We start from the raw sequence: 16,542 nt of genomic DNA on the forward strand, positions 1-16,542 counted from the left end.
CTCACGTGCGCCAGTCAGGTGCTGGGGCTTCTTCGTATTTGGGTTCCATGTCGTTGGGCATCACCTCAACGGCCTGGCCGATGTAGCGGAACATGTCGGATCCGTGGCTAAACTCGTCGTGCAGCGGCCCCAAAGGCTCCCTGGTCTGAGCGTGCAGGGCACGGCGATACCGCTTCAGGCATTCGATCAGTCGCGCAGTCTTGTCCTTGTCGAAGTAGCAGCGCGGGAACATCATGCGCACCGCCTTGATGCCTTCCTCGACACTGGTTTGCGCCAGGACGATTGGCTTTCTGCCCATGGCCTGCAGTTGCTCTTCGGTGCTTTTGCCGGTCTGGTAGTTGCGGGTGCGGCCGTCGTGCGGCAGGTAGTCATGACCCCATCGATACGGGCGCTTCTCGATCTGCGCGACATACCAGTCGAGCGTCCGATGGCTGTCCTCGATGTAGTCGATGATTCGCACGTCCATCGGGCCGCGCTGCACGAAGCCGATCGTCATCGCGTCGTTCCACCCAAGATCCCATACGGTATGCACTGGCAGGGTTGGGTCATACGGCACGCGCTGGACTCGGCCGCCACTGATCAGGTCGATGATTTCGTGTTTGTAGATCGCACCATCGGCAACGGTGCGCGGCTTGCCTTCCCAGATATGCTCGTAGTCTTCCTGGCTCATGGCACGCTTGGCGCGCAGGCGTTCGTCGTTCAGCACTGACGGGAACCATGGGTTGTCGCGCCAATTGATCTCGCAAACCCACATGTCTTCGTCGGCGTTCTCGATGAAGCGCGTGTAGGTTTCGTCTGTATCCATGTCCGGGTTCAGGGTCAGCCAGATCTCGCTGCCCTCTTTCCGAATCGTCGGCACCAGCACGTCCCAGGACTTCTTACTGACGCCGTGGGCCTCTTCGACCCAGACGATATCGACACCCTCGAACGACTTGATCGAATCGACGGTATGCGACTGCAGGCCGGTGAACAGGAAGAGCGTTCCGTTTTTTCCGCGTATCTCGGTATCGAGCACGTCATAGAACGATTCGAGGCCGAGCTTGACGATGTAGTCCTTCAGCAGCCTGTGCACGGAATCGCGCATCGACTTCTGCACTTCCCGGGCACAGAGGATGCGCAGCGGGTTGCGCGCCCCCATATCGAGCAGCACCTGGGCGACGCCGTGCGACTTACCGCCGCCGCGACCACCATGCATGACCTTGTAGCGCATCGCCTCGTACAGCGGCGCGAGCTTGTAGGGCAGCGTCAGGTTGAGCTGCAAGGGCTGCACGGAAGCGTTCATTCGTCCTCAGCCCTCGCCGGCGGGCGAACGAATGTCACAGTGCTGGCCACCTGAATCGCGCCACCGTTGGCGCCAGTGTGCTCGGCCGTGATCTTGTCGCCGTACTTCTTGGGCGCCATCTTGCTGGCCAGCCACTTGCGGGCATCGACACGCAGCCTCGATCGCGCGATCACGTCATGGTCGACGAACACATTGCCGTCTTCGTCGACCTGGGTGTCGTTACGCCCGTCATCAGCAATCTGCAAGATCTCTTCAGCCAGCAAATCGGCCCTGTCCTCGCGCGCACGCGCGTACTGTGCGCAAAATTCGGCACGCTCTTCATCGGCCAGCCAGCGAATCACCGTCGATACGTCAGGCATCCCAGGCAGTGCGCACGCACTTCGCAAGCTCATTCCCTCTGCGATAGCAGCACACAGGGCGATACCGATTGCCTCGGTGTAGGAGCTTGGTCTACCTGGCTTACGAACACGCGCAGTCGAGCCGGTCGCCTTCTTCTTGGCTACCGGCTTCTTCGCTGGCTTCTTGGGTGCGGGCTTGGCGCCCTGATCTTTCGTGGTCATGCCCGGAGTCTTTCCGGGCGGGGGATAGGGTGTCGAACCCTACAGGGGGGCGCAGGCTATGACTGGCAAGGGTTTGGGCAGAGACAAGAAAGCCCGCACTGGGCGGGCTTTCTCTGCATCACAGGGTCAGGCGCTCGATCGCGCCCAATGCAGCACCTGATCATTCGTGCGGTTGAACACCATGCCGGCACTGGCGATACGCATGTCACTGCGCAGCACGGGGCTGTGCGTTCGCTCCAGGCTGCGAGGCTGCATGACCTCGGCCAGGCTGCGCTGACGCTCTGCGGCGATGTGGTGATCGGCGTAGACCTTGAAGGCCAGGTGATCGGCCGGTACCGGCGAAGCCAGCACCAGGCCACAGGAGAGATACAGGACTGCAAAAACGCACAGCAGGACTTTCTTCATCTTCGGACGCCTCGACAGGTTGAGGTATTTGGCAGTCCGAGTGTTCTATATGCGCCTTGGCGGGCTCAAACCCTACAGGGGGGGGACGGCTGAAGATTCCGGTAATCGAACCCGGCCTGCAGCTCGCTTCCCACGTTGACCATCTGAATATCACCAATCCAGATCACCGGCACGCCGTCGACGCAGAACTCTTCACCTGGCTCGCCTTCTATGGTTTTGCGCTCCAGTCGCCCCACAAGGGCCGGCAGATCGAGAGTGTCGACACCCAGATGCCGCTTCACGGCGGCGGATATCAGATCGTCCTTCTGGCGTGCCATGGCGGTGGCCAATCTGCTGCTGATCTCACTGAAAACGCTCATGCCATCGCCCTCATACGCCGACGTGATCCCGATACCCCTTGATCAGCGCCTCGACCACATCAATTTCGCCGTAGACATAGACGTCATGGTTTACGCCATTTTCCGCCCGCAAGGTGGCCCTGTAGTAGACGCTCGCCTGCCTGATGTCGGTAGTTGGTTCGGCATTGTGCCAATCCATCCGCACTGGGCACTTTGTCTTCGGTATAGATTGCAGGCTTGGCTGGCCACGCATAACGGTCTGACGCATCCCGTCACATGGCCCACCAATAAGCAAAACCTCTATCGTTTCCATCAAAGCAACCTCCGAAAGACCAGCATCCGTGCCGGATAGTAAATCAAACCAGTTCGTTCGGCGTGAACGTCACATCGAACTCGCCCATCAGCGGCACCGTCTGGCCAGCAGCCTGAACATTGCCATAGTGCAGATGCCGGCGCTCGGTGCGTTCTTCGCTGCGATCATCACCAGGGAAGAACTTGGCGTTCATGTGCATGTGGTTGCAGATGATGCCGGCCATTGCACCGAGGTCGGCAGGGCCAGCATCTGGCACCAGGCAGGCGGTGCTCAGGCTGCCGCCATCGATCTCGACCGAGAACAAGGCGATAGGATCCTCGCCATGCTCGTCCTGCTGCAGCGCGTAGTGGACGACCATCGGCATCATCTTCGCCTGCTGGGGAATGCCGCTTTCTTGAATTGGATTGCTCACAGTGATTGCCTCCAGGGCATGTTCGTGAAATCTGCACGGGCGATTTGCGCCCCTTACCACCTACAACCGACCGTCACACAAGCGTCACAGCCAAACCGTCACATGTGACGCCTAAGTGACGCTCTTCTGCGCCGCCTCCAACTTGCGCTTACGCCAACGCTCAGTCCGCAAAGCGCCTGGGCTGCGCTGCTTTTCCTGAATGCCATGCAGTTGCTCATGAGTCACACCATGCGTCACAGGCGTGACGCTTCCATGCGTCACAACTCCATCAAATGTGACGCCCTGAAATGCCCCGCCTGGCGCCTTCCCGATAGTCCTTTCGACCCGATTCAGACGCCCCTGAATCTCCCCGTTGAGCAACGCGGTTTGATGCCCGACTTCGATAGTGGCAGCCTGCATCATCACCCCCGCCTGGATCTTGGCGAGCATGCGATCCTCGGCCGGCGTGAGGATTAGCACCTGATCGCCGATCTCAAGATTCACTGTTCCGTCCGGCAGCAGCGTCTTACTCATGGGGCGAGCAGGTGGATGCTGTTCTGCTGGCACAAACACCCCCCTGCCCACCCGAACAATCAACATTTCCTCAATGAGCGCCTTCAGCCGGTCGTCGATGATCGAAAGTTTCAGCCCGGTCAACTCATGCAGCGTCTCCCGTGTGACGATCTGCTCCTGCTGGTGCAGGTCGCGCAGTGCGTCGAGCACGATCTGTGTCGATGATCTCTTCGCTGTCATCGCTCGCTCTCCCCTGTGTCGCGGATAAGCCCCTGCTCACGCAGGATTCGCCATTGCTCGGCCAGCCAGGCCTGAAACTCGGTATCAGCCAGGTACCATGGATCTCTGCGCAGAACTTCGAGCATGCTCGGCCTCTGCGGCGCCACCATGGCCATGTACAAGCCATCGCCACCATCTGGCGTGCTGATGATGGCTACCTTCCCCTCATGCATCGCCGCCGCCCTTCCACTCCAGCGCCCTGGCGTTATCCAGGGCTGACTTCACGCTGCAGGCGGCATCGTGCTGATCGACCGACACGCAGTTGTCTTCGTCCTCTATCTCGTCGCGCATGTAGCCCTGCAGGTACACGTCAGCGGCGTCGCGGAGAGTGCGCAGGGCTTCCAGTTCGGCGTATAGGCCGGCTGGGATGCGGTTCACCTGGGCAGGCTGTGGGTCGGTGTAGAGCGCTGCCGTACGCATTGCCGTGAAGCACGACATAGCGCTGTGCTTTCCTCGCGCCACTTCGTCCTCGATGTCGCTGAAGCGCTTGCGCATCGCCTCGAACGGATGCGGCTTGGCCAGCAACGGATCGGCCGGCACTACGCGCTGGTTCTCTGGTGCCAGGGCCTGTTGCGCCTGGCTGGCGGCGATCGCTCCGTCGACGATCAAGCCAACCTCAGCAGCAGATGAAGCCTTGGCGCACGAATGAAGAGCTGCGCGTAGCGCTCGCTGGCCCATCTCAAGAGCATGGAGCTGGGCTACTACTGCATGATCCTGTGCCGCCTCCAACATCCCCTTCAGCCTTGCGATATCGGCCTCCAGCGCCTTGCGCGTTGCCTCCGCCGACTCCATGTAGTCGGTCTTGTGCTGACGCAGCGCCTTGATCTGCTGCTGCATGTAAACCGGGCACGTCTCGGCGTGGCTGTCGGGGTTCCAGGCGCAGTTGCATTCAACTTGATCAGTCATTTCGATTCCCCTGCTGTCCGGCGTAGTAGTCCGCCATGTCGCCCATCTGCTCTACGATTGCCGCTTCCTCGGCCTCATGCGTGGCCATGATCGTGTCCTTCCACTTGAGGCAACGCTTGCAGTCGACGCGGCTCCAGTTGCTGGAAAGGTCACTGGCATCGCCAATCCAGATACCGCACGGTGCCTGCTCTGGGCCGTCGTCATCCGGGTATCGGGAAAAGTGCGTGCTCACAGTTGCACCTCCTGCTTTTTCAGGTCGCGCAGCAGCGCCCGGTAATTGGCCTTGATCTGCTGCAGGTCTTCGATGGTGTACTTCTTGGGTTCGTGGGGGCCTTCGAGCCAGGCCACGGCGTCGGCGCCGATGCGTTTCACCAGACGGATGCGGTACTCGACGACATTGCCCGACAGGTGCTGGTTGCACTTCACGCACTGGCGGTGCACGTTCAGCGGCTCGAAGCGCAATTCGGGGCAGGCGCCGACAGAACGGTAATGGCCAGCATCCCAGCGGCTGCCGGTGAGCAGGTCAGAATCACCTGGCTCGGCGTCGCAACTGATACAGGCCAGGCCACGGTCACGCTCGCGCACCCATTCGTTGAAAATGGCCTGAGTCTCGCGGGTGTGGTCGCCTTTGCTTTTCAGCTTTTCCTTGCGCACCTTGATCTCGCGCCGCTCCCGCTGCTCGATCGCCATGCGCGCCTTCTTCTGGTTGGCAGGCTGATCAGCGATCGCCAGGCCGCACTGCCAGCAGCAGACCTTCTGGCCGATCTTGGGCGTGAATTTCACGTCGCACGCGGGGTTGTCGCACTTGCGCTGCCGCGGCTTGCGCTCGGCAATGCCGCTGGCCTTGGCCTTCAGCGGCGTCTTGCGCTTCAGTTCGGTGCGCTTCATGGCTGCACCTGCAGATAGGTCTGCGCCCTACGGTGCGCCATGTTCTTGCGAAACCCCAAACGCTCCATGCTCCTGTCGGCAGGGCCTGCACCGATGTAGCGGTAGCACGCCAGATTGAATCGGGCGCGCTCAGTCCAGAACGCACGGTTGGCCACTGGGCAGCGGCTGATCTCTTCCAGAGTCGTCACTGCTCACGCTCCCCAGGCATCAGGCCGGTCATGTTCTCGATCGTTTCTTCGGTGAGGCCTGGCCAGTAGTTGGCGATCAGGTGCTGGCAGATGCCGCGCCAGAACTCCTTGAAGCGCTCTTCGGTCATGTAGTCGAAAGCGATCGACTCAGGCACCTGGCGCATCACCCGGCCCAGGTCGGGAATGTCGAAGGCTTCGAACGAGCAGCACACGCCGGCGTCAAGCTGCAATTTCTTGATCGTGGTGTGGGCGTCGAGACCCTGGAATTTGTCGATCTGCTCGGCGACCGTGCGGCCGAGGGCGTGCACCAGGCGGTGAAACTTCACGTTGCGCGCCTGCTTGATCTCGCAGCGCACCTGATCGCCGATGCGATACTCACGCTCGCGGCACAGGAATCGGTCGATGCTGCTGTCGGCCACCAGGGCCTTGATCACCTCACCGGTTTCCTGATCAACCACCGGGCGCCAACGCATGTAGATCGGGCGCTGGGCGCGCGCCTGGCGCTTCTTCCTGGCCTCGGGTGTCTCGGGCTTGGTCGTTGTCGCTGTCGCTGCCTTAGCCATTTGCAAGATCCTCCGCGCGCTTGGCCATGGCCTCGTCGATCCGCGTGCGCAGATCCATACCGCAGTGTTCGGTGCGGTAGCTCTCGCCGAACTCGTCACGGTCATCGGTGATGATGCAGCCGCTGTCGAGACGGGCCTTGTCCTGCTGCAACTGCTCAAGTTGGGCGCGCAACTCGCGCTGTTCATCGCACAGGCGACCAATGATTTCTTGGTTCTCCTGATCGGCCTGCTTCCACGTCACCGGCCACAGCGGGCCACAGCCGTTCGGGCATGGCTCGGTCTTGTTGTCGCCGGCACCGATGGTGCCGCTGCCCATGCAGATAACCCGCTTGGTAAGCTGGAACTTGCACTTGGCACAGTGCATCTGTCCGGGGATGAACGAATCGGCCAGCAGCGTCTGGGCGCGCTCGGCATGGCTGGCTGCCAGGTAGGACATGCTCTCGAAGGCGGTATAGCTGCGCTTCAGCTCGTCCAGCAGCGACAGGATGTTCTGCGCCTCGCTCAGGCGCTGGTACTCTTCGATCTGCGCCGGCAGCACGGCGGCCTGCTCGGCGGTGAAGTCTTCGCCGTGCGCGTCTCGGAGCATGATCAACGCCAGTTCGTGCAGGCGCTTTTGCTGTTCTGCGTTCACTGGGCCACCTCCTGCACCAGGGCGATGATGCTGGCCACGCCCTGGGCGAAGCTCGCAGGCTTGGACTGCATGCACTGGCGCAGACGGTCGGCCAGTTGCGAGCGACCACCCTGCAGCTCGAGCAGCAGGCGACCATCGCGGACGATATCGAGCGCGTGCTTGCGGCCTTCGAGATAGCCAACGCGGTCGAAGTGGCCGCCGTCAGCGATAGGCGCAGGAACTGGAGCAGGTACCGGCGCGGCCGGCAGCACTTCGGCAGCCGGTACCGGCCTGGCTCCCCTGGCCAGCGCGCGAGACAGGGCTTGCTGGGCGAGCAGGTTCATTGAGCACCTGCCTTGGCGTGCGCCAGAATGCGTGCGAGGTCTTTCAGGAACTCAGCCCCATGGCTGTTCGAAGACTTCAGCGTGCGCACGCGCTCACCAAGCACGGCCAGAGCATCGCCAGGGCTCTGCATGTTGAAAGCGTTCCCCTTCGGCCAGTACACAGCTTTCCATGGGGCAAAGTGGTCTGCCTGCTGCACGTACTGCTCCAGATACCAACTACCGCAGCGGTAGTCGAACTCGAAGTAGCAAGGCTTCGATAGGTCGATCTCGACCTTATCGATCTCGTACCAGTCCAGTACGTAGCGAAAGCGCTCTACGCTCACACTCTTCGTATTGGCTCGCGTCACCGCACACCTCCCCGGCCGATCACGGCCAAACGCCCGTCGGCCACCAGCACACGGCGCTGGCCACGGATCAGAATCAGTTGGTCACCCTCACGGGCCATGTCGTAGCCACGGGAGAGCAGGAAATTGACGGAGCCCCGCAGGTCACCCTGCAGGCGGCGTTCAAGCTTCATGGGTGTCACCTCGGCGGATGCGGAGCTTGGCCAGCAACTGCTGGCGGGCCTGTTCTCCGGTGAGTTTGTCCAGGCCCTGCACGCGCATGACGCGCTGTGCGAAGCGCTCGCTATGGCGCTCGGCCTGCTCTGGCGTCAGCTCGCGGCCTTCGCTCTGGTCTTCGATGCCCTGGCGCGGCTGCTCCAGCGGCAAGCCCATCGAGGCACGGCGGCGAAGCTGGTAGTACGCATGATCGAAGCGCTTGCGCAGCGTCTCTTCCGGAATGCTGCTGCAGCGCAGGTTGAACCAGCCGACCGCATCGCCAGCCAGGCGCACGGCCTCATGGCTCCAGTTGTGCCGGCCAGGGTTCGCGCAGTGGCGCACAACCTCGCGCCAGGCGATATCGTCAGCGGGAAACCCAAGATCCTCGGCGGTCGGCGTGCACAGCTTCACGAACTTGCCAACGCTGGGCGCGAAGTCGGTTTCGAGCTGGCGGCAGGCCTCGATGCCGTACCGCAGTTGGTCGATGGTGTTGATCCCCGAGCGCATGAACCCTTTCACCCAGGAACGCTTAGCACGGTTCTCTGCATCATCGTTCGGCCAAGCCTGGCGCCACGCCGGGAAGATGCTCTTCAACTCGGCGAACAGCTTGTTGACGATCACTGCAGTCTCGGCGCTCGGCTTCTTGGCCGCGTTGTCCCGAACCGGCTCAGCAGGCAGGTTCGGCAGCGTCTTCACCACGTCGATTGCGGGTTTCATACACCATCGTCCTCTTCGATCCAGCTCGTATCACCAGGCGCACCAGGCGGCCTACCACCAGACCCACCACCGCCACGCCGCTCAATGTCGTCCTGTGCTCGGCGCATCCAGTTGCGCCATGTCGACGGCCAGTCAGCCATCGGCTTTCCGGTACCCGTCCAGTAGTCACAGAAGCGCTCTGTCTCCCGATCGAGGTTCACCGCCGGGGCTTTCTCCTTCGCCCAGGCCAACATCTCGGGCGTCATCAGGAACGGCATCTGCAGCGGCTTCTTGGGCTTGGCCCGAGAGCCTTCTGGCTTCGCCCTCGCCGCCGGCTTCTTCGCCGGCTGTCCCTGTGACTGGTCACCAAGGGGGACTACAGGGGGTTCTAATCCCTCTCCCTCTCCCTCTCCCTTCCCTGTCCCTCTCTTAGCCGTGCCAGGTGCGTGACCTGTCCGCGTGACAGGTGCGTGACTGGCGCGTGACTCGTCACCGCTTTCAAGCTCTGCAACAGCAGCACGCAAGGTGCTGGTCGGCGTGTTCCACGCCAGTACCTGGCCGGCCTCGCGCAGCACATCGAACATCCGCGCCCGGTCTTCACGTTCCTTGCGCTTGCGCTCTGTCTCGTTCGCTGTCTTCTCCCGGTGCTCGACCCGCTGAGCCCAGGCGTCGATCGCTTTCTCAGCGACAACCGGGTGGTACAAGCGCCCGTCCGAACACTCGACGAAACCGCGCAGCGCGCCGGCGGCCACCTTCTTCCAGCCCTTCACGTCCCGGCCGAAACCGGCATACGCCGCCATGGCCTGGTCGTTGTTCGGCAGCGAGCCGGCCGGTACCTGATTCCAACTTGCGCACCACAGCAGCACCGCAGCGCGGAACTCGTCGCCGCTCGCCTCGATCGCCAGGTCGCTGTCACGCAGCCGATTCACATCCAGCGGCATGAACGGCAACCCGCGCAGATCAACGTCAGCAGGCACCAGCGGCGCCGGCAGATCAGTGGCTGTCATCAGCACCCTCTGCCGCCAGGAAATTCGTGACTATCTGCGCCACTGCCTGCTCGGTCGTGACGCCTTTGCTGCGCGCGTAGTGCTCAAGCCGAGTGCGCTGGGTCGCCGACATTTCGGCGAGATAGCGCGCGCTTTCTTCAGCGACTTGCTGTGGTTGAGGCTGCTTGAACTGTCGGATGCTCATGTTCAAGCAACCTGAAAGATGTCTGGTCGCAGATCGAATGCGGAGACGGCACCACCGCATGCATCGACAACCGCACGAACCCTGTGAGCAGGAACGCCACGTGTTTTCCACTGGGTGATTGCCATGGGTGTAACGCCAACCTTTTCGGCCAGCGCCTTGGCTGACCCAACCGCCTCGATAGCGGTTTCAAGAGGTGTCTTTTTCATAAACGGATCGCCAGTTCTCTCATAAACACAAATCAACGATACGTTTATTTATGTCTTTGCACAAGCGGCGTAAACTCTTTGTTTATGGAAAAAGAACATTCAGGCATACGCCTACGCTCCCTACTCGAAGAGAGAGGGATCACGTTTGTAGACTTTGCGAACTCTCTCGGCCTGCCCGCCCCGCAGAACATCCACAACTGGTGGACTCGCGGTGTGCCGAAAGGGAAGGTGCGACAAGTCTGCGCACTCTTAAACGTCAGTCAGGAATGGCTGGAGGATGGCGCACTGCCAGTTGAAAGCCCCCCTCCAACTCGCCAGATAGCTGCCGAGGCAGTCATGAATGGCCCGATAGAGGCCTGGGACGACGACACCCCACTGCCAGATGACGAAGTCCTAGTGCCGTTTCTCAAAGAAGTAGAGCTTGCCGCAGGGAGCGGGCGCATGTCCGTTGAGGTCAACACGAAAAGGCGACTGCGCTTTGGCAAGTACAGCCTGAAAAACCAAGGCGTTGATCCAGCAAACGCGCGCTGTGTCACCATCATCGGCAACAGCATGGAGCCAGTGCTACGCAACGGGGCGACCGTCGGTGTGGACGTTGGCAATACCCGCATCATCGACGGCGACCTTTACGCCATCAACCACAGCGGTCAACTACGGGTTAAGCAGGCCTACCGCCTCCCCGGCGGCGGCCTACGCCTTCGCAGCTTCAATCGTGACGAACACCCGGACGAGGAGTACTCCATCGCCGACATAGAGCGACATGAAATCACCGTGATCGGGCGCGTTTTCTGGGGAGCGATGTTCTTCTAGCAACCTCATTGCACCAGGGAAATTAGGCATATTCAGAGGTAGGCCAATGGCAGGGAATAAAATGCTTGAAGAGCGCATGCGGCTTGTAACGCCACATACGTACAACGCACTGACGCAATTGGTTATGGCTCTTGCCGGAGCAGCTAACAATCTCGGCAAGAAAACATGGTTCGGCCGGGACAAAGGGGTAATCGCCTACGAAAAGCTTATTGATAAGCTCCGCCACACCGTAACGGCCATGACGCTGGACGGACTGATCCAGCCTGTAACACCCACTCCAGAGGTGATAGACAAGATCGTTGATAGCCTGGATTTTTTCAGCCAGGCACACCCCAATTGGCAAGATGCTTACCATTTCGCCAGCTACTTCTTCATAGAAGAGCGCGATAACGCAATTGCCATCCTTCAACGCATGAGATAGGCAATCTCGCCATAGACCAAGAATGAACTGGTTCAGGTTCTTCGATGCACTCGCCAGGGGCGAGAAGTGGGCGACCAGAGCTATCCTCTTATGGGCACTTACGGTCGCCGGTCTCGCCGTGCTGCTCTATCTGCTCCGATGAAGACCATCAAGCCTGCGCTCAAGGAGATATGCCCTGCTGATGCTCAAGGCCAGCGCCAGCAAAGCAATTGCATCAATTGACCGCATAACCAGTTTGCCCATGGTGCTGGTTACGAAAGCGCTTTCTGCAACCGGAACCACCAGAGCAATCACCAGAATTGCCGCAAAGGCTATCCGTAGCAATCGCTCGACTCTCGCCTCAATCGCCCTTCTTTCTCCGATGCTAATCTGCTGCTTCTTTGACATGTCGCTGGCGCCTCCAAATGTACTTGGTATTTTTCGTTTCTGCCTTTCGTTCCTGACCGGTCTACGCTTTACCCTTCATCCTGGAGGCAGCCATGAAAGACCCACTTCTTGCCCTGCTCTACCGCATCAACCAGAACCAGAACGCTATTGGTGCAGCCATTGAAGAATTAGCGATCTGGATTGAGCAGCGCGGATCGGTCGATACCGCCGATCAGATCAAGCACCACCTGCAGGTTCTCGTCGACAACAGCGACACCATTTCCAAGGCCATGGCCGAGCTGATTGCAAGGTCTGGCGAATAGCCTGTTAGCCACCATCCAAGCCCGGCCCAGAGCCGGGCTTTTTTGTTTCCGCCGATCAGCCAGAGCGACCTCGATCATGCCACAGATAAACAAAATAAACATTTAGTGTTGACGCATAAATAAACGCGATGTTTAATTGCCTCCAAGCAAAGCCGAAAGGCCACCACACGGAGGCAAACCATGTACCTGCATCCCAACCTGATCAACAGCGCCCAGCCGCTGCCGCATCCGGGCCTTCCGGAGCGTGAGCAACTCCGCAAGCTCACTCTGGATGTGATGCGTCGCGTCGTGCTGAACGATCTGCAGCAGGGCGTGCCGGCACTGTGCGAGTCCTTCGCCCAGTTCTGCGCTGACCGCCTCGACAACGACACTCGCTATTTGCTGTGCATTTCCAGCATCACCCAGGCGAAAGGCGCCCTGGCCATGACCAACAAATGGCTGGCTGAGCACGTCGACAAGTGCCGCCCGCTGTTCGTTGAGGAAGAGATCGAGCGCCGCATTCTTGCCGAGAAGTTCGCCGCCCAGGAGCTGCCGCAATGATCCGCGCCAACAACTGGCGCCGGAACCTTGATCCGCGCGACCCCGACTATCTCGACCAGCTCACCGATGAAGAGCTGGCCGAGCAAGAGGATGACGAAGCCTGGCTGGCCGAGTGCCGCGAGCAGGATGCAGAGGTGGCTTATGTCTGAGTGGCAGAAGAACAAGGCCAAGCACCTCATTGCCCAGGCCATCGGCAAGCTGGCGATGACCGTCGATCAACCGATCCTGATTCAGGCCATGGCCAAGGAATACGCCGACGGTATGAACCAGATGGCCTATGCCACCGGCCTGATCACCGATGCCGAGTTCGACGACTACCAGGCTCACATCGTCGCCATCGGCAAGCGTAACGGCCTGCTGCCGACCACGCCGAGCAGTTCGGGCGATGCCCAGGTGGTGGCCCGTGCTTAAGACCATCACCGCCAGGAAGTTTAACGAGGCCGTGCAGCGCGTATCCGACGCCGGCATCACTCACCCCCAGCAGCAGATCAAGCGAACCGTCCGCCGTCGCGGAACTTGGTTCATCACCTGCGAGGTGCCGGCATGAACCGCTTCACTCGCGAAGTTCTGCGCCAGTTCGCCATCTGGCTCGCTATCTGGGGCATCGGCCTGGCCGCAGCCCTCATTCAGTACGGAGTACCGCACGCATGACAACAACAGCCACACCTCCCGCCGACCGCTTGATGCGCCTGCCGGAGGTGCTGAAACAAACCGGCCTCTCACGCACATCGGTGTACCGACTGATGGAGGCCGGCGATTTTCCGACCAAGCGGAAGCTGATGGGCACCGGGCGCAGCTCTCCCATCTGCTTCTCGGCCAATGAAGTACAGGCCTGGATCAACAAGCGCATGAACCCCGCCACCGATGGCGAAGAACAGTAGGAGCCAGCAAGATGGAACAGACCAACAAGATGGCGTTGCTTTATGCCGCCCTCGCCAGTGCTCAGGCCGAGTACTCACCGCTGGCCAAAAATCGCACCGTCAAAATTCGCACCCGCACCAACGGCGAATATGAGTTTCGCTATGCGGATCTTGAGGCGGTTTTCAGCAGCACCAGGCCCGCGCTAACCAAGCACGGCATCAGCTTCATCCAGACCATTCAGCCTGCAAACAATCGCAGTTCGCTGATCACCATGCTCGCCCACAAAGACGGCGGCGTTTTGACCTCTGAGATTGAGTTCAGCATGCCCCAAAGCGGCGATATCAAGGATTTCGGCGCGCACCTTACCTATCTGCGCCGCTATGCAGCGACCGCCCTTCTCGGCGTTGCCGCCGATGACGACCTCGACCAGAACGGTGATGGCGCCGGCGAAGGCGATCGTAAGCCAGCCAGCCAGCAACCGCAGAACGAACCGGCGCCGGAGCAACCCACCACCGGCAAGCCCGCCTATTCCGACAAGAAGCTGCAGGAAATGCTGCCGAAATGGCGCGACCTGATCACTTCCGGCCAGAAAACCGCTGATCGAATTATTTCCACCGTCAGCAGCGGCAACACCCTCTCTGAAGACCAGATCGCACAGATCCGTGCGCTCGAAACCGAGGAACCACAAGCATGAAAATCCATGACGTAACCCAAGGCTCGCTCGAGTGGCACGTACTGCGCAGCAGCCATTTCACCGCCAGTGAAGCGCCGGCAATGATGGGCGCCTCGAAGTACATGAGCCGCGCCGAACTGCTGCGCCAGAAGAAAACCGGCCTTTCCCAGGACGTGAGCGCAGCCAAGCAGGAACTGTTCGACCGTGGCCATGCAGCCGAAGAAGCGGCGCGCGAGATCCTGGCAGCCCGCATCGGCGAAGACCTCTACCCGGTCACCTGCTCCCGCGACAATCTGCTGGCCAGCCTCGACGGCATGGACATGGCAGAGAAAGTGCTCTTCGAGCACAAGCTGTGGAACGAGAAGCTGGCCGCCCAGGTTCGCGCCGGGCAGCTCGAAGCGCACTACTACTGGCAGTTGGAACAGCAACTGCTGGTCACTGGCGCCGAGAAAGTGATCTTCGTCTGCTCCGATGGTACCGAAGCCAACTTCGTGTCCATGGACTACTACCCGGTGCCCGGCCGCGCTGAAGCCCTGGCAGCAGGCTGGAAACAGTTCGCCGCCGACCTCGAAGAGCAGGAAGCACCTGCTGCCAAGCCGGTCGAGAAGATCGGCCGCGCACCGGAAATGCTGCCGGCGATTCACGTCGAAGTCACCGGCATGGTCAAGCACTCCAACCTCGACCATTTCCGCACGCTCGCCCAGGAAGCAATCAGCAAGATCAACACCGACTTGCAGGACGATCAGGACTTCGCCGATGCCGAACTGACCGTCAAATGGTGCAACGATGTGGAATCACGTCTCGCGGCTACCAAGGATCACATCCTTGGCCAGGCTCAAGATATCGATGCGGTCATCCGCACCATGGATGGCGTCAACGAAGACGTCCGCCAGGTACGTCTGCGCCTCGAAAAGCTGGTGAAGAACCGCAAGCAAGAGATCCGCGACAAGATCGTGATGGATGCCAACGAGGCATTCCGCAAACACATCGCCGACCTCGAAGCCGGCTTCGGCGGCAAGATCCGCATGCCAGCCGTAGGCATCGACGTGGCCAGCGCCATCAAGGGCAAGAAGACCATTACCAGCCTGCGCGACTCGGCCGATGCCGAACTGGCACGCGCCAAGGTAGAAGCCAGCACTATCGCCACCGGCATCAACCACAACCTGGCCACCCTGCGTGATCAGGCTGCCGGTTTCGAGTTCCTGTTTCACGACGCTCAGCATCTGGTGCTCAAGGCCAGCGAAGACCTGCATGCGGTGATCACCAACCGCATCAACGAACACAAGCAGGCCGAGCAGCTTCGCCAGGATCAGGAGCGTGAGCGCATCCGTCAGGAAGAACTGCAGAAGATCGAAGCCGCCAAGTTCGCCGAGCAGCAGGCAGCCGCCCAGCCTGTCGAACCAGCCGCCGCACCCGAACCGGTAGCCGCTGCACCTGCAGCAGTTCAGCCGGCCAAACAGCAGACCACCGCCGACGATGGCCAGCGCATCAAGCTCGGCGACATCAACGCCAGCCTCGGCTTCACCGTTACCGCCGAGTTCCTGCGCTCGCTTGGTTTCGACGCTGTTGATCGCAAGGGCAATGCGGTGCTGTACCGCTCCAGCGACTGGCCGCGTATCTGTTCCGCCCTGGTGCAACACATCAACAGCGTAGCGACCCAGAAAGCCGCCGCCTAACCCAATCCCTGAATAACCGACCGCGCCGGCCATCCGGCGTGGGTTGGGGTTCCTACACCCGGAGCAAGCAAAAATGACCGAGAACACCAACGTATTCGACTTCGAAACCACCGGCATTCCGGACTGGAGACAGCCCAGCGAAGCCAGCCACCAACCTCACATCGTCGAAGTCGCCGCACTGCTGTGCGACGCCGCCGGCAACATCATCGACCGCTACCAGGCGATCGTCCGCCCGAACGGCTGGGAAATCTCGCCGGAAATGACCGAGATCCATGGCATCAGCCAGGAACAGGCCATGGACGAGGGCATCCCGGAAATCGAAGCGCTCGAAGGCTTCCTGGCCATCCATGCCCGCGCCGGCATCCGCGCCGCCCACAACGCCACCTTCGATGACCGTATCGCGCGCATCGCCATCAGCCGCTACCTCGGCAAAGAACAGGCCGATGCATTCAAGGAATCCACTACCAAGTTCTGCACCTGCTACGAGTCGCGCCCGGTGCTGAACCTGCCCGGCAAGAAGCTCCCGACCCTGGCCGAGGCCTTCAAGCACTTCACTGGCGAAGACCTGGTGGAAGCCCACCGCGCCATGCCCGATGCCCTTGCCTGCGCCCGCGTGTACTTCGCCCTGAAGGGCGTGGCCATGCCGGCCGCTGCTTGAGG

33 protein-coding genes are annotated in these 16,542 nt (G+C 60.8%); 11 read left to right on the plus strand and 22 right to left on the minus strand.

The features are described from left to right. Position 1: 1 nt before the first annotated feature. The 21 genes from VC352_RS08435 to VC352_RS08535 form a co-directional block, all read right to left on the minus strand. Entirely contained in the window at positions 2–1,282 is a 1,281-nt protein-coding gene (locus VC352_RS08435; protein ID WP_322979130.1) for a PBSX family phage terminase large subunit, read from the minus strand. Beyond that, positions 1,279–1,842, minus strand: a complete 564-nt coding sequence (locus VC352_RS08440) for a hypothetical protein (RefSeq protein ID WP_322979131.1) — start codon at positions 1,840–1,842, stop codon at positions 1,279–1,281. Before VC352_RS08440 ends, VC352_RS08435 begins: the two co-directional genes overlap by 4 nt. 126 nt (positions 1,843–1,968) lie before the next feature. Next, positions 1,969–2,247 (minus strand): hypothetical protein, encoded by a 279-nt coding sequence (locus VC352_RS08445; protein WP_322979132.1) that lies wholly within the window; start codon positions 2,245–2,247, stop codon positions 1,969–1,971. Positions 2,248–2,312: 65 nt separating this feature from the next. Continuing rightward, positions 2,313–2,606, minus strand: a complete 294-nt coding sequence (locus VC352_RS08450) for a hypothetical protein (protein ID WP_322979133.1) — start codon at positions 2,604–2,606, stop codon at positions 2,313–2,315. A gap of 10 nt (positions 2,607–2,616) precedes the next feature. Beyond that, complete coding sequence (locus VC352_RS08455; RefSeq protein ID WP_322979134.1) at positions 2,617–2,784, minus strand: hypothetical protein; 168 nt, start codon at positions 2,782–2,784, stop codon at positions 2,617–2,619. A gap of 157 nt (positions 2,785–2,941) precedes the next feature. Then, positions 2,942–3,310, minus strand: a complete 369-nt coding sequence (locus VC352_RS08460) for a hypothetical protein (RefSeq protein WP_322979135.1) — start codon at positions 3,308–3,310, stop codon at positions 2,942–2,944. Between the two features lie 111 nt (positions 3,311–3,421). Continuing rightward, on the minus strand, positions 3,422–4,012 hold the full coding sequence (locus VC352_RS08465) for a hypothetical protein (protein ID WP_322979136.1): 591 nt from the start codon (positions 4,010–4,012) through the stop codon (positions 3,422–3,424). Positions 4,013–4,038: 26 nt separating this feature from the next. Continuing rightward, on the minus strand, positions 4,039–4,254 hold the full coding sequence (locus VC352_RS08470; RefSeq protein ID WP_322979137.1) for a hypothetical protein: 216 nt from the start codon (positions 4,252–4,254) through the stop codon (positions 4,039–4,041). Then, complete coding sequence (locus VC352_RS08475; protein ID WP_322979138.1) at positions 4,247–4,987, minus strand: hypothetical protein; 741 nt, start codon at positions 4,985–4,987, stop codon at positions 4,247–4,249. Before VC352_RS08475 ends, VC352_RS08470 begins: the two co-directional genes overlap by 8 nt. Beyond that, positions 4,980–5,219, minus strand: coding sequence for a hypothetical protein (locus VC352_RS08480; RefSeq protein ID WP_322979139.1), 240 nt, complete (start codon positions 5,217–5,219; stop codon positions 4,980–4,982). Before VC352_RS08480 ends, VC352_RS08475 begins: the two co-directional genes overlap by 8 nt. After that, entirely contained in the window at positions 5,216–5,875 is a 660-nt protein-coding gene (locus VC352_RS08485; protein ID WP_322979140.1) for a recombination protein NinG, read from the minus strand. The genes VC352_RS08480 and VC352_RS08485 overlap by 4 nt, the downstream gene beginning before the upstream one ends. Next, the gene (locus tag VC352_RS08490) at positions 5,872–6,063 is read right to left on the minus strand and encodes a hypothetical protein (protein ID WP_322979141.1); all 192 of its coding nucleotides are present in this window, start codon (positions 6,061–6,063) and stop codon (positions 5,872–5,874) included. Before VC352_RS08490 ends, VC352_RS08485 begins: the two co-directional genes overlap by 4 nt. Further along, positions 6,060–6,626, minus strand: a complete 567-nt coding sequence (locus VC352_RS08495; protein WP_322979142.1) for a hypothetical protein — start codon at positions 6,624–6,626, stop codon at positions 6,060–6,062. The genes VC352_RS08490 and VC352_RS08495 overlap by 4 nt, the downstream gene beginning before the upstream one ends. Next, positions 6,619–7,257, minus strand: coding sequence for a hypothetical protein (locus tag VC352_RS08500; RefSeq protein WP_322979143.1), 639 nt, complete (start codon positions 7,255–7,257; stop codon positions 6,619–6,621). Before VC352_RS08500 ends, VC352_RS08495 begins: the two co-directional genes overlap by 8 nt. Continuing rightward, positions 7,254–7,580, minus strand: coding sequence for a hypothetical protein (locus VC352_RS08505; RefSeq protein ID WP_322979144.1), 327 nt, complete (start codon positions 7,578–7,580; stop codon positions 7,254–7,256). The genes VC352_RS08500 and VC352_RS08505 overlap by 4 nt, the downstream gene beginning before the upstream one ends. Then, entirely contained in the window at positions 7,577–7,927 is a 351-nt protein-coding gene (locus VC352_RS08510) for a hypothetical protein (protein WP_322979145.1), read from the minus strand. The genes VC352_RS08505 and VC352_RS08510 overlap by 4 nt, the downstream gene beginning before the upstream one ends. Beyond that, complete coding sequence (locus VC352_RS08515) at positions 7,924–8,097, minus strand: hypothetical protein (protein ID WP_322979146.1); 174 nt, start codon at positions 8,095–8,097, stop codon at positions 7,924–7,926. Before VC352_RS08515 ends, VC352_RS08510 begins: the two co-directional genes overlap by 4 nt. Continuing rightward, positions 8,087–8,836, minus strand: a complete 750-nt coding sequence (locus VC352_RS08520) for a replication protein P (RefSeq protein ID WP_322979147.1) — start codon at positions 8,834–8,836, stop codon at positions 8,087–8,089. The genes VC352_RS08515 and VC352_RS08520 overlap by 11 nt, the downstream gene beginning before the upstream one ends. Further along, positions 8,833–9,822, minus strand: coding sequence for a DUF1376 domain-containing protein (locus VC352_RS08525; protein ID WP_322979148.1), 990 nt, complete (start codon positions 9,820–9,822; stop codon positions 8,833–8,835). The genes VC352_RS08520 and VC352_RS08525 overlap by 4 nt, the downstream gene beginning before the upstream one ends. After that, the gene (locus VC352_RS08530) at positions 9,809–10,006 is read right to left on the minus strand and encodes a hypothetical protein (RefSeq protein WP_322979149.1); all 198 of its coding nucleotides are present in this window, start codon (positions 10,004–10,006) and stop codon (positions 9,809–9,811) included. The genes VC352_RS08525 and VC352_RS08530 overlap by 14 nt, the downstream gene beginning before the upstream one ends. Positions 10,007–10,008: 2 nt before the next feature. Continuing rightward, complete coding sequence (locus tag VC352_RS08535) at positions 10,009–10,212, minus strand: transcriptional regulator (protein WP_322979150.1); 204 nt, start codon at positions 10,210–10,212, stop codon at positions 10,009–10,011. 336 nt (positions 10,213–10,548) lie between these two features. Between VC352_RS08535 and VC352_RS08540 the strand changes: the two genes are divergently transcribed. Together VC352_RS08540 and VC352_RS08545 are read left to right on the plus strand one after the other, a co-directional pair. Next, positions 10,549–11,022: a helix-turn-helix transcriptional regulator gene (locus VC352_RS08540; protein WP_322979151.1), complete on the plus strand. Its 474-nt coding sequence runs from the start codon at positions 10,549–10,551 to the stop codon at positions 11,020–11,022. A 46-nt stretch (positions 11,023–11,068) separates the two neighbouring features. Continuing rightward, positions 11,069–11,443, plus strand: coding sequence for a hypothetical protein (locus VC352_RS08545; RefSeq protein WP_322979152.1), 375 nt, complete (start codon positions 11,069–11,071; stop codon positions 11,441–11,443). Between the two features lie 126 nt (positions 11,444–11,569). Here the strand turns inward: VC352_RS08545 and VC352_RS08550 are convergent, their stop codons facing one another. After that, entirely contained in the window at positions 11,570–11,830 is a 261-nt protein-coding gene (locus VC352_RS08550) for a hypothetical protein (RefSeq protein WP_322979153.1), read from the minus strand. A 92-nt stretch (positions 11,831–11,922) separates the two neighbouring features. On the opposite strand from VC352_RS08550, the gene VC352_RS08555 reads away from it, so the two are divergent. The 9 genes from VC352_RS08555 (at position 11,923) to VC352_RS08595 (ending at position 16,540) form a co-directional block, all read left to right on the plus strand. Then, the gene (locus tag VC352_RS08555; RefSeq protein WP_322979154.1) at positions 11,923–12,132 is read left to right on the plus strand and encodes a hypothetical protein; all 210 of its coding nucleotides are present in this window, start codon (positions 11,923–11,925) and stop codon (positions 12,130–12,132) included. A 180-nt stretch (positions 12,133–12,312) separates the two neighbouring features. After that, complete coding sequence (locus tag VC352_RS08560) at positions 12,313–12,672, plus strand: hypothetical protein (RefSeq protein WP_322979155.1); 360 nt, start codon at positions 12,313–12,315, stop codon at positions 12,670–12,672. Next, positions 12,669–12,821 carry a hypothetical protein gene (locus VC352_RS08565; RefSeq protein WP_322979156.1) on the plus strand — a complete coding sequence of 51 codons (153 nt, stop codon included), beginning with the start codon at positions 12,669–12,671 and terminating at the stop codon, positions 12,819–12,821. The genes VC352_RS08560 and VC352_RS08565 overlap by 4 nt, the downstream gene beginning before the upstream one ends. Beyond that, positions 12,814–13,083, plus strand: coding sequence for a hypothetical protein (locus VC352_RS08570; RefSeq protein ID WP_322979157.1), 270 nt, complete (start codon positions 12,814–12,816; stop codon positions 13,081–13,083). Before VC352_RS08565 ends, VC352_RS08570 begins: the two co-directional genes overlap by 8 nt. Further along, positions 13,076–13,219: a hypothetical protein gene (locus tag VC352_RS08575; protein WP_322979158.1), complete on the plus strand. Its 144-nt coding sequence runs from the start codon at positions 13,076–13,078 to the stop codon at positions 13,217–13,219. The genes VC352_RS08570 and VC352_RS08575 overlap by 8 nt, the downstream gene beginning before the upstream one ends. Before the next feature lie 100 nt (positions 13,220–13,319). Continuing rightward, positions 13,320–13,553: a helix-turn-helix transcriptional regulator gene (locus VC352_RS08580; RefSeq protein ID WP_322979159.1), complete on the plus strand. Its 234-nt coding sequence runs from the start codon at positions 13,320–13,322 to the stop codon at positions 13,551–13,553. A gap of 11 nt (positions 13,554–13,564) precedes the next feature. Further along, the gene (locus tag VC352_RS08585) at positions 13,565–14,227 is read left to right on the plus strand and encodes an ERF family protein (protein ID WP_322979160.1); all 663 of its coding nucleotides are present in this window, start codon (positions 13,565–13,567) and stop codon (positions 14,225–14,227) included. Beyond that, positions 14,224–15,882, plus strand: a complete 1,659-nt coding sequence (locus VC352_RS08590; RefSeq protein WP_322979161.1) for a YqaJ viral recombinase family protein — start codon at positions 14,224–14,226, stop codon at positions 15,880–15,882. Before VC352_RS08585 ends, VC352_RS08590 begins: the two co-directional genes overlap by 4 nt. A 73-nt stretch (positions 15,883–15,955) precedes the next feature. Further along, complete coding sequence (locus tag VC352_RS08595) at positions 15,956–16,540, plus strand: 3'-5' exonuclease (protein ID WP_322979162.1); 585 nt, start codon at positions 15,956–15,958, stop codon at positions 16,538–16,540. Positions 16,541–16,542 lie beyond the last annotated feature (2 nt).

Source organism: Pseudomonas sp. C11, assembly GCF_034683865.1.
In the GTDB taxonomy this organism is placed as follows: Bacteria; Pseudomonadota; Gammaproteobacteria; order Pseudomonadales; family Pseudomonadaceae; genus Aquipseudomonas.

Bases quoted from the DNA above. Each gene is read 5' to 3' on its own strand.
- VC352_RS08445 (WP_322979132.1), bottom strand. From the start codon at position 2,247: ATGAAGAAAGTCCTGCTGTGCGTTTTTGCAGTCCTGTATCTCTCCTGT.
- VC352_RS08590 (WP_322979161.1), top strand. From the start codon at position 14,224: ATGAAAATCCATGACGTAACCCAAGGCTCGCTCGAGTGGCACGTACTG.
- VC352_RS08485 (WP_322979140.1), bottom strand. From the start codon at position 5,875: ATGAAGCGCACCGAACTGAAGCGCAAGACGCCGCTGAAGGCCAAGGCC.
- VC352_RS08505 (WP_322979144.1), bottom strand. From the start codon at position 7,580: ATGAACCTGCTCGCCCAGCAAGCCCTGTCTCGCGCGCTGGCCAGGGGA.
- VC352_RS08545 (WP_322979152.1), top strand. From the start codon at position 11,069: ATGGCAGGGAATAAAATGCTTGAAGAGCGCATGCGGCTTGTAACGCCA.
- VC352_RS08440 (WP_322979131.1), bottom strand. From the start codon at position 1,842: ATGACCACGAAAGATCAGGGCGCCAAGCCCGCACCCAAGAAGCCAGCG.
- VC352_RS08560 (WP_322979155.1), top strand. From the start codon at position 12,313: ATGTACCTGCATCCCAACCTGATCAACAGCGCCCAGCCGCTGCCGCAT.
- VC352_RS08520 (WP_322979147.1), bottom strand. From the start codon at position 8,836: ATGAAACCCGCAATCGACGTGGTGAAGACGCTGCCGAACCTGCCTGCT.
- VC352_RS08570 (WP_322979157.1), top strand. From the start codon at position 12,814: ATGTCTGAGTGGCAGAAGAACAAGGCCAAGCACCTCATTGCCCAGGCC.
- VC352_RS08565 (WP_322979156.1), top strand. From the start codon at position 12,669: ATGATCCGCGCCAACAACTGGCGCCGGAACCTTGATCCGCGCGACCCC.
- VC352_RS08540 (WP_322979151.1), top strand. From the start codon at position 10,549: ATGAATGGCCCGATAGAGGCCTGGGACGACGACACCCCACTGCCAGAT.
- VC352_RS08495 (WP_322979142.1), bottom strand. From the start codon at position 6,626: ATGGCTAAGGCAGCGACAGCGACAACGACCAAGCCCGAGACACCCGAG.
- VC352_RS08580 (WP_322979159.1), top strand. From the start codon at position 13,320: ATGACAACAACAGCCACACCTCCCGCCGACCGCTTGATGCGCCTGCCG.
- VC352_RS08475 (WP_322979138.1), bottom strand. From the start codon at position 4,987: ATGACTGATCAAGTTGAATGCAACTGCGCCTGGAACCCCGACAGCCAC.
- VC352_RS08450 (WP_322979133.1), bottom strand. From the start codon at position 2,606: ATGAGCGTTTTCAGTGAGATCAGCAGCAGATTGGCCACCGCCATGGCA.
- VC352_RS08455 (WP_322979134.1), bottom strand. From the start codon at position 2,784: ATGGATTGGCACAATGCCGAACCAACTACCGACATCAGGCAGGCGAGC.
- VC352_RS08525 (WP_322979148.1), bottom strand. From the start codon at position 9,822: ATGACAGCCACTGATCTGCCGGCGCCGCTGGTGCCTGCTGACGTTGAT.
- VC352_RS08550 (WP_322979153.1), bottom strand. From the start codon at position 11,830: ATGTCAAAGAAGCAGCAGATTAGCATCGGAGAAAGAAGGGCGATTGAG.
- VC352_RS08555 (WP_322979154.1), top strand. From the start codon at position 11,923: ATGAAAGACCCACTTCTTGCCCTGCTCTACCGCATCAACCAGAACCAG.
- VC352_RS08530 (WP_322979149.1), bottom strand. From the start codon at position 10,006: ATGAGCATCCGACAGTTCAAGCAGCCTCAACCACAGCAAGTCGCTGAA.
- VC352_RS08470 (WP_322979137.1), bottom strand. From the start codon at position 4,254: ATGCATGAGGGGAAGGTAGCCATCATCAGCACGCCAGATGGTGGCGAT.
- VC352_RS08515 (WP_322979146.1), bottom strand. From the start codon at position 8,097: ATGAAGCTTGAACGCCGCCTGCAGGGTGACCTGCGGGGCTCCGTCAAT.
- VC352_RS08595 (WP_322979162.1), top strand. From the start codon at position 15,956: ATGACCGAGAACACCAACGTATTCGACTTCGAAACCACCGGCATTCCG.
- VC352_RS08435 (WP_322979130.1), bottom strand. From the start codon at position 1,282: ATGAACGCTTCCGTGCAGCCCTTGCAGCTCAACCTGACGCTGCCCTAC.
- VC352_RS08535 (WP_322979150.1), bottom strand. From the start codon at position 10,212: ATGAAAAAGACACCTCTTGAAACCGCTATCGAGGCGGTTGGGTCAGCC.
- VC352_RS08585 (WP_322979160.1), top strand. From the start codon at position 13,565: ATGGAACAGACCAACAAGATGGCGTTGCTTTATGCCGCCCTCGCCAGT.